The 13,176-nt window shown below is 63.1% G+C and carries 10 protein-coding genes; 5 read left to right on the forward strand and 5 right to left on the reverse strand.

Annotated features, from left to right (window positions below):
* Positions 1-11 precede the first annotated feature (11 nt).
* The 5 genes from ACFFT4_RS20890 to ilvA form a co-directional block, all read right to left on the reverse strand.
* Positions 12-155: a hypothetical protein gene (locus ACFFT4_RS20890; RefSeq protein ID WP_378050755.1), complete on the reverse strand. Its 144-nt coding sequence runs from the start codon at positions 153-155 to the stop codon at positions 12-14.
* A gap of 259 nt (positions 156-414) precedes the next feature.
* Positions 415-981: a TVP38/TMEM64 family protein gene (locus ACFFT4_RS20895; protein WP_378050756.1), complete on the reverse strand. Its 567-nt coding sequence runs from the start codon at positions 979-981 to the stop codon at positions 415-417.
* A gap of 37 nt (positions 982-1,018) precedes the next feature.
* Positions 1,019-2,224 (reverse strand): MFS transporter, encoded by a 1,206-nt coding sequence (locus ACFFT4_RS20900; protein ID WP_378050757.1) that lies wholly within the window; start codon positions 2,222-2,224, stop codon positions 1,019-1,021.
* Positions 2,205-3,419 (reverse strand): MGDG synthase family glycosyltransferase, encoded by a 1,215-nt coding sequence (locus tag ACFFT4_RS20905; RefSeq protein ID WP_378050758.1) that lies wholly within the window; start codon positions 3,417-3,419, stop codon positions 2,205-2,207. The genes ACFFT4_RS20900 and ACFFT4_RS20905 overlap by 20 nt, the downstream gene beginning before the upstream one ends.
* Before the next feature lie 265 nt (positions 3,420-3,684).
* Positions 3,685-4,953 (reverse strand): threonine ammonia-lyase IlvA, encoded by a 1,269-nt coding sequence (ilvA, locus tag ACFFT4_RS20910; protein ID WP_378050759.1) that lies wholly within the window; start codon positions 4,951-4,953, stop codon positions 3,685-3,687.
* A gap of 379 nt (positions 4,954-5,332) precedes the next feature.
* Here ilvA and ACFFT4_RS20915 point away from each other — a divergent pair, with 379 nt between their 5' ends.
* The 5 genes from ACFFT4_RS20915 to ACFFT4_RS20935 all read left to right on the forward strand — a co-directional run bounded on the left by ACFFT4_RS20915 (position 5,333) and on the right by ACFFT4_RS20935 (position 12,904).
* Complete coding sequence (locus ACFFT4_RS20915) at positions 5,333-5,899, forward strand: hypothetical protein (protein WP_378050760.1); 567 nt, start codon at positions 5,333-5,335, stop codon at positions 5,897-5,899.
* Between the two features lie 107 nt (positions 5,900-6,006).
* Positions 6,007-7,194 carry a stalk domain-containing protein gene (locus ACFFT4_RS20920; RefSeq protein WP_378050761.1) on the forward strand — a complete coding sequence of 396 codons (1,188 nt, stop codon included), beginning with the start codon at positions 6,007-6,009 and terminating at the stop codon, positions 7,192-7,194.
* A 197-nt stretch (positions 7,195-7,391) separates the two neighbouring features.
* Positions 7,392-9,737, forward strand: coding sequence for a 3-hydroxyacyl-CoA dehydrogenase/enoyl-CoA hydratase family protein (locus tag ACFFT4_RS20925; RefSeq protein ID WP_378050762.1), 2,346 nt, complete (start codon positions 7,392-7,394; stop codon positions 9,735-9,737).
* Between the two features lie 34 nt (positions 9,738-9,771).
* Positions 9,772-10,950 (forward strand): thiolase family protein, encoded by a 1,179-nt coding sequence (locus ACFFT4_RS20930; protein ID WP_378050763.1) that lies wholly within the window; start codon positions 9,772-9,774, stop codon positions 10,948-10,950.
* 58 nt (positions 10,951-11,008) lie between these two features.
* Complete coding sequence (locus ACFFT4_RS20935; protein ID WP_378050764.1) at positions 11,009-12,904, forward strand: acyl-CoA dehydrogenase family protein; 1,896 nt, start codon at positions 11,009-11,011, stop codon at positions 12,902-12,904.
* Positions 12,905-13,176: the final 272 nt, after the last annotated feature.

Here is a 13,176-nt window from a genome sequence, read left to right on the forward strand (position 1 = left end):
CGCGCACCCCCTCATAATCCGTGCTTCGGAACGGCGGCTCTGTCGGCTTCGGACTGCAGCCGCTTGGCCGCTTCCTTGCCCGCCCCGGTCCGATCCGCCGCAGATTGGGCCTTGCTGGCCGCTTGCTGCTTGTCGGAAGGCTGTTTGCCGGACATGACCATTCCTCCTTGTCGCATTCGAAATGCCCGCTTAGGGCGTGTATGGAAACCCGCTCAGGGGCATCTATCACCGCCTTTTCGCCCCCTGCATCGACCCTTTGACGTACCCCCGGTACGCCTTCGCAAAAGTTCCTTGCATGGAACGAAAATTCGGCAGTATCTGCTGTCCTCGGAGTATGCATACACGCTCTAGGATTCCACGGCGGGCGAGGGGTTATGCTTAAACGCAGGATTCATAGAGAAGAGGCCGAAGAAATCAGTGATATTGGTTTTCCAGCTTGCGTCCGCCAAGCCACAGCAGAGCGATCACGGAGACGGCCAGGACGATGCGCCACGGATGATCGACCATCGCCTGCAAATCGTGGCCCAGGAAGCTTAGCGTGAAAATCATGACGCCCTTGCCCAGCCCCATCGCGATCAGAAACGTATGGAACGGAATTCGCGACATTCCGGACGCGATATTGACGATAACGGAAGGAGAGAACGGGAAGCAGGCGAGCAGGAAGATCGGGGTGAAGCCTTTGCGCTCGACGTAGCCGAAGAACTTCTCCGATCTCGGGAATCTCGCGCGGATCCGGTCTCCGTAACGATTGCCGAATCGCCGGGCGAGCGAGAACACGAGCAGGGAGCCCGAAGCGACCCCGATCCAGGAGTACAGAAAACCGAGCCACATGCCGTAAGCGGCCGCGTTGGCGACGACGAATACGACCAGCGGCAGGATCGGGAGAAGCGCTTCGAGAAAAGGGAGCAGAATGCCGGGCAGCGGTCCGAATTGCGAATAGCGGTGCAGCAGCTCCTTGATCTCTTCGAGATTGAAATCCATAGAAATAGCTCCATTCGGCCCGCCCGGCGGACTTGGATTATGGCGCCTCCTTCGCTGTGGACGGCGACGATTCGCCTCTGAACAGCCTGAAGGGGAAGAACACGTAAAAGGCGCTGATCACGATAAACAGCAGCCCGGCCAGACCGATGACCGAGGCTTCGCTGTACCGCGTCGCAATCAGCCCGCCGACGACCGGGCCGATCATGCCCCCGATCCCTTCCACCGTGGAAAACACGCCCCATCCCAGCCCTTGCTGGCCCGGGGGTACATAAGCGGCAAGCAGCGCGTTCCAGGCAGGCAGCACGGCGGCGTAGGAGACGCCGAGCACGAACGCCCAGAACAAGGCCAGTCCAAGCGGCGGGTGCAACGTCAGGGCGAACAGCACGAGGCCGAACGCCAGGAAGCCGACAATCAGAAACCACTTTTTGCCGAAGGCGTCGGACAGCTTGCCCATCGGGATCAGGCCGATGACCGTGCAGCCTCCGCCGATCATCAGCAGGATCGAATAATGGGTCGCGGTCATATCGAGCGAGTTGACGGCAAAGCTCGGCAGAATAGGCAGCAGCATGCCCGCCCCGAGCGTCTGCAGCACCATGCCCGGAAGCAGCAGCTTCATCTCGCGCAGACGCTTGCCGAGAATGGACAGCTGGCGGCGGAACGGCACGGTGTCGATGTGGACGCTTTTTCCGCCTCTAATAAGCAGGGAAAGAAGCCATGCCGCCAGCGAGACGCCGACCATTACCCAGTAGCTGAGCTGCAGGTCGTAATCCAGCACGAGATTGATGACGACCGGTCCGCTGCCGAGACCGACCAGCCATACGGTATAGAGAAAACCCATCTGCGTGGCGCGTTGGTCTTCCTTGATTTTCGTCAGGCAGACGATCCATACCGGCGAGATGCCGATTCCGTACAAGGCCGCGGCCGTAATGAACACCCAGGGAATATCCGCGTATTGCATCGCCGCGATCCCGATCAACGAGAACAGCGAACCGGCGGCGACGACCGTGCGCACGGACATGCGGTCCAGCAAATATCCGATCGCCAGCTTTAATCCGGTATCCGTAAAATAATGAGCGGTAATGGCCGCCCCGATCACGTCGAGATTCAGTCCCAGCGCCTTGTCCCCGTAGATGGGCAGGAAGCTGATCAACGCCGCGCCCCTGACGAATTCGATTAAAAACAGAATGACCAGATAGAGGGGCATCTCCGTGCGCAGCAGGGGTTTAAGGGATAACTTGCTCACATATAGCTCTCCTTTGCATCTCCGGCCCGGCCGGAACTCGGGACGAATCGTCCCGGTGCCGAAACTTGCCGTTATCGATGTCGGGAACCACTTCCATTATATTCAATTGTCGGGCAATATCCAAGGCGACCGTATCCGCGGCGTCCGGTTTGCGCAGCGAATAGATCGCCTGCAGCATTTGTTCGCGCAGCCGAGGCTTCTCGAGACGTTCCGCAATGGCGTTCGTCAGTTGGCCGATCGAACCGCAGATGACAGCGGCTCCTTTGTTTTCCAAATAACGGGCGTTGTTGTATTCCTGTCCCGGCACGGGGCGATAGAGAAAAATCGGCAAACCGGAGGCGATCGCCTCCGACAACGTCAATCCGCCCGGCTTGGTTACGATGCAGGAGGAGACGGCCATCCATTCCTGAATTCGCTCTACGTAACCGAGAATCGTCATGCGGGGATCGTCTCCGAGCTGCTCCTCGAGCGCTTGGCGAAGCGCCCGGTTGCGGCCGCATACGACGACGACGCGCGCGTCGCAGCGCCGGGCCAGGCTTCGGCACAGCCCCGCCGCGCGGGCGGGCGCCATCCCGGCGCCGGCCATGACCAGAACCGTCGGCTTGCCCGCAAGGGCGCCCGTTACGGCCGCGGCGGAGGTCTGGAATTCGGGACGAATCGGAATGCCCGTCGCGGCCACCCGCCGCGGGTCGACTCCCAGCTCGCACAGCTGCCGGAGCATGTCGTCCGTCGCGACGTAATACTTGTCGGTGTCCGGGTGCACCCAGCGCAAATGCAGGTCGAAATCGGTGATGACGTTAAACATCGGGATTTTGCACCGCAATTTATGCATGACCTGCGAGCAGGCCAGCGTCGGGAACGTATGGACGATGGCGTCCGGCCGTTCGTCCTCCACCATTTTCTGCAAGGCGGGCACCCCGAAGGAATGCAGCCAGGAGGCCAGGAGGGAGTCCGGCTTCATCGTTCTCGTGCGCTGGTAGACCCAGCCGTAAGCCTGCGGCAGCACGGTATAGCTCTTGCGGTAGACGAAGCGGCTGACCTCGTTGAGCAGGGGATGCGATTCCCCCAGCAGATCGACGAGCTTGACCTCGACGCGGCCGAGCTTGGCGAAGCTCTGCCGGAGAGCGGAAGCGGCTTGCCAGTGCCCGTCTCCGAAGCGGGCGTACAGGATGAAGATTTTGAGCGGGTTATCCACGTTGCTCGCACCTCGCATTGTCTGGTTAGTCGAAACGATCGTTCTCCATCCACTGTACCCCCGAAGTGTAAATCCGGGATAAAGCTTTGGAGAAGGCACGTCAAAACTGATGAAAACCCGTAATTATTAGGTTGGGCGAACGGGTTTTGCGTTATGCGGCGCGGCGAGAAAAAAAACGGAAGCTTCCCGGCGCGGCAGCCGCTTCGCAGACATATGCGAGGGTAATTCGACCGGACGTTGGGCGTTAGGCTGGCAAAACGCGGCGTCAGATCAGTAAATTGAACAACAGCGGGTCTTTGTTGAGCTCGATGAACTGGAACCCCTTGTTCCGCATCCGCTCCAGCAGCCCTTCGCAGTCCTCCGGACTCTTGAGCTCGATGCCGACGAGCGCCGGCCCGTTCTCCTTGTTGTGCTTCTTCGTATACTCGAACTGCACAATGTCGTCGTTGGGACCGAGCACGTCGTCCAGAAACTCGCGCAGCGCTCCCGCTCGCTGAGGGAAGTTGATCATGAAATAATGCTTCAGCCCTTCGTAAATCAGCGAGCGCTCCTTGATCTCCTGCATGCGGTCGATGTCGTTGTTGCCGCCGCTGATGACACAGACGACGTTCTTGCCGCGCAGCGTCTCCGGATCCATCGCCGAGAGCGCGGAGACGGTAAGCGCTCCGGCGGGCTCGGCCACGATCGCATGCTCATTGTACAGCTCCAGAATCGTCGTGCACACCCGCCCCTCCGGCACGACGACGATGTCGTCCAGCAGCTCGCGGCAGACGGCGTACGTCAGCTCGCCGACCCGTTTGACCGCCGCTCCGTCGACGAACTTGTCGATGTCCGTTAACGTAACGACCTGCCGCTCCTCGAAAGCCCGGCGCATGGACGGAGCGCCCTCCGGCTCGACGCCGACGATTCGGGTCGCCGGACTGATCGCCTTGACGTACGTCGAGACGCCCGCCGCCAATCCGCCGCCGCCGATCGTCACGAGCAGCAGATCGATGGAAGGCGCGCCGCCTTCGATGATTTCCTTGCCGATCGTGGCGTTGCCGGCGACGATCCGGGGATCGTCGAACGGATGGACGAACGGAAGCCCTTCCCGCTCGCTGACGCGCACCGCCTCCGCGTAAGCGTCGTCGAACGTGTCGCCGATCAAGCGGATATCGACCTTGTCTCCTCCGAACAGCTTGACCTGGTTGATTTTCTGCCTGGGAGTTGTAGCCGGCATGAAGACGATGCCGGGAATGTCCAATTTGCGGCACGAATAGGCGACGCCCTGGGCGTGGTTGCCGGCGCTGGCGCAGACGACGCCGCGGGCTCTCTCTTCCTCGGGAAGAGAGGCGATCAAATAGTAGGCGCCGCGGATTTTGAAGGAACGGACGACCTGCTGGTCCTCCCGTTTCAAATAGACGTTGCAGCCGAACTTGGCGGACAGCGCCTGGTTGAGCTGCAGCGGGGTCGGGGCAATCACGTCCTGCAAGACGCGGTGGGCGTTCAAAATATCGGCAAGCGATACGATAAAGCCGTCGGAGCGATCGTTCATTGCCATCATCCTTTCTGGTCGTAAATCGGCTTATAAGCGTATAAGAATATAAAAAAACCGCCCCCTGAAAAGGGACGGATCGTTCTCCGTGTTACCACCCTCGTTCCCGATCTGCAAGCGAAAAGAATGCAACGTCGGGCGCTCGATTGTCGTATAGTGTATATACGACTTCCCGTAACGGGGGAACCGTCGGCGCTTACGCAAGCCGGAATTCGGCGCCGCTTCTCGGGGAGGATGTCGCACCGGGTTCCGATCGTCGGCTCTCAGCGGCGCACCGACTCTCTGGAGATCGAAAGGTCCGGACAACTTGTTCCCGTCGTTGAATTTATTATTGTTATACGCCTCTCTATTCCCGAAGTCAACCCTAAAGGAGATTACGATGAAAAAATTGCTTATCGCTCTGTTCGTGCTCGTCTTTCTCGCCGTAATTGCGGGAGTGGGGGCGCTCTATTATGTGAAGCCCGATCAGTCTCTGGACCTGGCCTACGAAGAGGTGCCGCTTAAGGATCGCGCGATCGACATGGCCCGGAGAATGTCGTTGGAGCTGATTCTGACCGATAACGATCTGAGCAATCTGGCCAAAAAATCGCTCGCCGAAAATCCGAAGGTGGAGCAGGACATCGTCGTGACCGGAGCGGAGTTTACGCTGGAGGGGGACCGGCTGATCGCCGATCTGAACGTTCTGTGGAAGGACTGGGTATCCGCCGGTCTGCAGATCACGTACCGCTTGCGCTGGCAGGACCCGAACGTGATCGCCGACGTTCTGGAGGCGAGGCTGAAGGGCTTGCCGCTGCCGAAGTCGATGCTGGACAGCCGGGTGATCCCGATCGCTCAGGAGCTGCCCAAGCCGTTGAAAATCGAAAGCATGAATTGGGGCCGGGGAGAAGTCGCCGTGACGTTCCGCAAGCCGAGCCTTAAGGACCTGCAGGAATTGATCGGCGGGTGACCGGGAAGATAAAATTTCGGCATTTGCGCCAGCCGAACCGGTCAAGCTGGTATAATAGACTAGATTCGCAAGAAGCTATCATTACATACAGAAAGATGGTGCGACAGTTGAAACGTTTGGCAATCGCGTTATCCTCGGCAGTATTGGCGTTTGCGATGGCGGGCACCGCCTCCGCCGCTACCGCGGCCAAGCCCTCCGCCGTCCAAGTCCAGATCAACGGCGAAGCCGTCGACATTGGCGGCGTTCTGATCGAGAAGGGCAAGAGCTACATCGAATACGGCGCGCTCTTCAAGGCGCTTGGTTACGGCACGGAGCTGGATGCCTCCACGCAAATTCTGTACGCCGAATCGGAAGATTACGAGATCCAGGCTTCCGCCGACGCGGACATCGCCATCGTGAACGGCCGGACGATTCCGAGCACGGGCGAGATTATCGAACGGGAAGGCCGCACGCTGATCGGGGTGCGTTTCGCGGGAACGTTGACCAACCATAAAGTGCTGTGGAACGGCAAGGATAAGACGATCTCGCTCGTATTCCAGGGTCCGACCGCAGAGGACAAAACTTCCGTCAACGCGTTTTTCAGCAAGATGCTGCTCGTGGAAGCCGCCGGCGACGCGGAGGGGATCGTTCGTCTGATGGCGGACGATACGGTCATGGATCTGGACGAGGTTCGGGCGAACTTTGAGAGGACCGCGACAAAGACGAACGTCACCGAGATTAACATTCAAGCGTTCGGACCCGGCGAAGCCGTCGTTCTTGCCGTGGAAGACACGAAGAAGGTAAGCGGCAAGTTCTATCCGGACAACCTTGCGCAGGTCCGCTATACGCTTCATAAGGATTCGGCGGGAGAGTGGAAAATCTACAACGTCGAAGTGCTGGGACTGGAATATACGAATATTCCGGGACTGTTCGAGCAGCAGGCGACGCTGCCGGAAGCCGACAAAGCGGCGATCGGCAAGACGTTCGAGGAGCAGGTGAAGGCGGCCAACGAGCAGGACGTCGAAGCTTACGTCGGGACGCTGGCCGACTTCCCGGAGAAGGAGCAGCTCAAGGACCAGCTGACGCAGATGTTCGAGACTACGACGCTTAACGTGACGAGCGAGCAGTGGACCGTCGTCGATTACGACGGCGACAAAGGCACGGCATCCCTGCTGGTCAAAATGTTGTCCGAGACGGAAACGGGCGGGCAAGTGTTCAAAAGCCGCTCCGTCGTGCTCAACGACGCCGTCAAGGTCGACGGGAAGTGGCTGCTGCAGGCCGAAGCGATTATCCTGTCCAGCGAGCCATTGCAATAATCTGTCAGCGCCGCTCTCCCGGTCTCGGGGGGACGGCGCTTTTTTCGTAATACGGCAAATATGAAATTTTCAGGCATGCTTTCGCGATAGGCGGGCATGTCTTTTTTTGCCTGGATGGGCATATGCGGAGCGGCTGACCGAATAAATTAACCAATATCAAGTCGATTCAAGGCAAGGCGAGGAGGTGGCGAAGCGGCTTGTGGAACGTACGCAAGGCGGCGGTGATCGGAGCGGGGGAGACGGGAGCGTCCATTGCCGCGCACTTGGCGAACGCGGGCATCCCTTGTTTGCTGCTCGATCGGGAGGGGAGGGCCGCCGACGGGCTGGCGCGGCTGAAGGGAACGCAACCGCCGCCGCTGTACGACTCCGCTTTTATCGGCAGGATCAGAGTCGGCGACATGGAGCGGGATTTCGCGCAGCTCGCCGAATGCGATTGGATCATCGAAGCCGTATCGGAGGAGCTGGACGTTAAACGCGGCGTCTGGTCGTGCCTTGACGAGGCATGGAAGCCCGGCATGATCGTCAGCAGCAGTACGTCGGGCCTGTCGATCGACGAGATCGCAGCCGGCTGTGGCGACGGACTGCGGAAGCATGCGATGGTTACGCATTTTTTCAACCCTCCGCGCTATTTGAAGCTGGTTGAGATCGTGCCGGGCCGGGATACGGATCGCCAGGCGGTCGAAGCGGCGGCGCTGTTTTGCCGGGATCGGCTGGGCAAGGGTGTCGTGGAGGCGAGGAATACGCCGAATTTCATTGCGAACCGAATCGGAGCGTATGCCCTTCTGGCCGCGCTGGCCGCGATGGAGAAGCACGGCCTTACGATCGACGAGACGGAAGCGGTTACCGGGCCGGTCCTGGGCCGGCCCGAGAGCGCGACGTTCGGGACGCTGGACCGGATCGGCCTCGATACGTTCCTGCAGCTGTGCCGCAGCGTGAGAGAGAACGTGCCGGACCCGATGGAGGCGGCGGCTTTCGCGGCTCCGCCGCTTGTCGAGAGGCTGGCGGAACGGGGGTGGCTGGGAGAGAAGAGCGGCGGCGGCTTTTTCCGCAGGGAAGAATCCGCGCAAGGAGAAGCCCGCGTCCGGGTGCTCGACCCGCGGACCATGGCTTACGTTCCGCGAAGCAAGGCGGCCTCCCACGCGCTGGAAGCGGCGAAGCGGGCGGACGAGGGCACGGCCGGCAAGGTGCGGGCGCTGCTGGAGGCGGCGGAACGGGATCGGCTGGGCGCGTTTGTCCGGGACGTCGTCGACGATACGTTGATCTATGCCGCGGAGAAGCTCGGGGAGATCGCCGACACGCCGATCGAGATCGACCGGGCCATGCGGTGGGGCTTCAACTGGGAGGAAGGTCCGTTCGAATTATGGGACGCGCTGGGCGTGGCGGAAACCGCGGCTCGTCTGGAGGCGAGGGGGAGAGCGGTGCCTGCTCCGGTGGCGGCCATGCTGGAGAAAGGAACGACGTCGTTTTATTTGAACAAGGCGGGAAGCCTGTTCTACTATTCGCACGGCTATTACAAGTACGTCGAAGAGAAGCCGGAGGAAATCTCGTTAAAGGTGCAGCGCGCCCGCGGGCGGACGATCTTCGCGGAGGACGGCACGGAGCTGATCGATCTCGGAGACGACGTCGCCTGCCTAGAATTTCGCTCGCGGCACTCTGCGCTCGGACCGGGAGCGCTGGCCGCCGTGCGCCGTTCCGCAGAGGAGGTGGAGCGCAATTGGCGCGGACTCGTGCTGGCGAACGAGGGGCGCGATTTTGGCGTCGGGGCGAACCTGCGGCTGCTGCTCATGGAAGCGGAGAACGGCGAGTGGGCGGAAATCGACCTGCTGATTCGCGAGCTTCAGGCGAGCGTGCGGGCGCTGCGCCGCCTTCCGCGTCCGGTAGTCGCCGCTCCGCGCGGGAAGACGCTGGGCGTCGGGGCGGAGCTTTGCATGCCGGCCGACCGAATTCTGTTCGCGACGGAGACATATTTCGGCCTCGACGAGACGGGAATCGGCCTGATTCCCGCCGGCGGAGGCTGTCTGGCTGCGGCGGCTCTGGCGAGGGAGCGGGCCGACGAGGCGGGGCTGGACGACGCGACGCAGCCGCTGACGAGGCTGTTCGAGTCGATTGCCATGGCCAAGGTGTCGGAGAGCGGACATGACGCGAAGCGGCTGGGCTATTGGCGGGGCGGCGACGCGGTTCTCATGCGCGACGAGACGCGCATCTACGAGGCGAAAAACGCGGTGCTGGAGCTGGAGCGCCGCGGGTACGCCGTTCCGGAGAGCGAGCGGCGCGTGGCGGTCGGAGGCAGGGAGACGGCGGCGGTTCTGAAGGTGGCGGTCTCTGTGATGCGCAGAGGCGGCTTCATGACGGAGCACGACGCCCGCGTCGCCGGGAAGCTGGCGGAGGTGCTGACCGGCGGCTCTGTGCCGGCAGGGACGGCGGTGAGCGAGCAAAGCCTGTTCGATCTGGAGCGCGAGGCGTTCCTCAGCTTGTGCGGGGAGCCGTTGACGCAGGCCCGTATGCGCCATGCGCTGCTTACGGGCAAGCGGCTTCGCAACTAACGCGCGCCGATCATGGCGAGGAGGGGAGAGAAGAATGGGCAGCAACAGGGAAGCCGTCGTCGTCTCGGCCGTCCGAACGGCGGTCGGACGCGGGAGAGTGGGCGGCTTCGCGCAGACGCGGCCGGAGGATCTGGGAGCGGCGGCGCTGCGGGAGGCGGTGCGCCGCGTGCCCGGACTGGAGCCGGCGGATATCGAGGACGTGATTCTCGGCTGCGCGGCGCCGGAGGGGGAGCAGGGGATGAACGTCGCCCGGCTTGCCGCGCTGCTGGCGGGTTTCCCTGTCGAGGTGCCGGCGGTTACGGTGAACCGCCTCTGCGCGTCCGGCTTGCAGGCCGTCGCGCAGGCCGCCGCGGCGATCCGGAGCGGTCTGGCGGACACGGTCGTCGCCGGGGGCGTAGAGAGCATGAGCCGCGTGCCGATGACGGGCTTCAAGCCGTCGCCCCATCCCGGCTTGTGCGAAGCGATGCCGACGGCTTATATAACGATGGGCCACGCGGCCGAGCTCGTCGCCAAGCGATGCGGCATTACAAGGGAGATGCAGGACCGCTTCGCGGCCGACAGCCACCGCAAAGCCGCCCGGGCGATCGCGACCGGCCGTTTCGCCGAGGAGCTGTTCCCGGTCGAGACCGTCGTCTTTGCCGGGCCGGAAGCGGGAGAGCGGCCGATCGTCGTTGCGCAGGACGAATGCGTGCGTCCGGATACGACGGCGGAGAAGCTGGCGGAGCTGGAGCCGAGCTTCTCCGTTAAAGGCACGGTAACGGCGGGCAACTCTTCGCCGTACGGCGACGGGGCGGCGGCGCTCGTCGTCATGAGCCGCGAGAAGGCCGACAGCCTCGGCGTCCGGCCGCTGGCCGTTTTCCGGGCGTTCGCGGTGGCGGGATTGCCGCCGGAGACGATGGGCCTCGGTCCGGTCGAGGCCGTGCCATTGGCGCTGAAGCAGGCAAAGCTCGCTTCGGAGCAAATCTCGCTTTGGGAGATTAACGAGGCGTTCGCCGCCTCGTGCATCCCCGTCATCGACCGACTCGAGGTCGATCCGGAGCTGGTGAACGTGAACGGAGGGGCGATCGCGATCGGCCATCCGCTCGGCTGCACCGGCGCCAAGCTTGCCGTGACGCTGCTGCACGAGCTGCCGCGGCTCGGCGGCGGATACGGCGTCGTGACGATGTCCGTCGGTGGCGGAATGGGGGCGGCCGGGGTGTTCGAGGCTTTGTAAAAGGGCTGACGCAGCGGCATCCGATCGCAAAATGGGCTTGCGGAAGGGAGGACGAGGGATGGCGGATTCGTATCGGGGAGGAGGGAGCTTTATCGTCGGCGAGACGGAGCCGCGGCGCATAGCGACGCCGGAGGATTGCGCGGAGGAGCGGCACCGGCTCGCGGCGGCGGCCCAGGCGTTCGCGGAACGGGAAGGGCCGCTCGAAGGTGCCGAGACCGGGACGCCCGAAGACGAGGGGACGATCCGGCTGGTTCGCCGGGCGGGGGAAGTCGGTCTGCTCGGTGCGGCCGTTCCGGTAGCTAACGGCGGCCTCGGGCTGACCGGCGTCGGTCTGGCGCTGCTCGCGGAGGCGTTGGCTCCCGTATGGCCGTTCGTGCGTTCGCCGGTTGAGCAGGCCGAGGCCGGCATGCTGCCGCTCGCGCTCTTCGGCACCCCGGAGCAGAAGCTGCGCTGGCTGCCGGCGCTGACGAGCGGAGAACGGATCGCCGCCTATGGCGCGGCCGAGTCCGACATCGGCTCGGAGGCGCTCGCTTCGGGAACGTCCGCCGCGTTGGCCGCAGACGGCAAACACTTCGTCCTGAACGGCTGCAAGCGGGGCGTCGCGAACGCCGGGGGCGCCGATCTGTTCGTCGTGTTCGCGAAGGTGGACGGCACGCAACTTAGCGCGTTTGTCGTCGAGCGCGGCACGCCCGGCTTGACGATCGGCCTCACGGAAAGCGAGCGGGGAATTGCCGCCGCCCCGGTCGGTTCGCTGTTCTTCGAAGACGCGCGTATACCGGCGGAGAACCTGTTAGGCGAAGTCGGGCAGGGCCGACGAATCGCTTACGGCGCATTGAATGTCGGTCGCTTCAAGCTGTCGGCGGGCTGCGTCGGAGGCATGAAGGAAGCGGTCGCGCTGGCTGCCGCTTACGCGAACCGCAGCCGGCAGTTCGGCAAGCCGCTCTCGGCTTTTCCGCTTATCGCCGCGAAGCTGGCGGATATGAACGTGCGGACGTTCGTCGCGGAAAGCGTTGTTTACCGAACGGCCGGGCTGATCGACGAGGCGGCGTCCGCCCCCGGCTCGGCCGACCGGGACACCCCGAAAGACTCGGATGCCTCGGACGCCCCGGACGCCCCGGAAGACTCGGACGCCCCGGAAGACTCGGATGTTCCGGACGCCCCGGACGCCTCGGATCGCGGGTGCCGCGCGGCGGAAGCGTTCGCGGAATATGCGCTGGAATGCTCGATCGGCAAAATACTCGCCTCGGAGGCCCTGGAAGCCGTCGCCGCCGAAACGGTTCAAATTCATGCCGCAGGCGGCGTCGGCATACGGGACGGTAAAGTCGAGAGAATTTGCGGGCATTCCCGCGCGGCTCGCTTCCTGGAAGGAGCGAACGAGATCAACCGGCTGTTTATCCCCGCGGCGCTACTGAGGCGGGCGATCAAGAGTGATCTGCCCTTGATCGAGAAAGCCCAGGCGCTGCAGCAGGAACTGCTGGACTCGCCGCCGCTTCCGCTTTCCTCCGCGTCTCCGGAAGCTCCGTTGGCGAAGCCGGGGGCCATTTTGTCGGCGCTCAAGAAAACGTTTCTTATGGTCGGGGGGCTGGCGGTACAGAAGCATGGGCTGAGGCTGGAGCGGGAGCAGACGATCGTGGCGGCGCTCGCCGACGCGATGATCGACATCTATGCGCTCGAGAGCGCGCTGCTTCGATCGGGCAAGCAGGCGCTGCGCACGGCGGGAGCTTCCGCCGCGGCCCATCAGGCCGACATGACCGCTCTGTTTGCGGAGGAAGCCGCGGAGCGCGCGGGCACGCGTTCGCGGACGATTCTTGCCTCGCTGGAACGGGGAGACGAGCTGCTGCTGCGCCTGTCCGCGCTCAAGCGGCTGCTCCGCTTCGTACCGGGGGACGCGACGGCGCTGCGCAAGCGGATAGCGGCCCGCGTCGTTGCGGCAAGCCCGAATGGGCCTGAGTAACGGCCTGCCAGACCGCTAAAAGCGGGCAACTGCCCGAATGGGTCCGCGTAACGGCCTCCCGGACCGCTAAAAGCAGGCAGCTGCCCGAATGGGCCTACGTAACGGCCTCCCGAACCGCTAAATGCAGGCAGCTGCCCGAATGGGCTTGAGTAACGGCCTGCCAGACCGCTAAAAGCGGGCAACTGCCCGAATGGGCCTGAGTAACGGCCTCCCAGACCGCTAAAAGCGGGCAACTGCCCGAATGGGTCCGCGTAACAGCCTCCCAGACCGCT

This window comes from Cohnella cellulosilytica, assembly GCF_042431195.1.
Taxonomy (GTDB): Bacteria; Bacillota; Bacilli; order Paenibacillales; family Paenibacillaceae; genus Cohnella; species Cohnella cellulosilytica.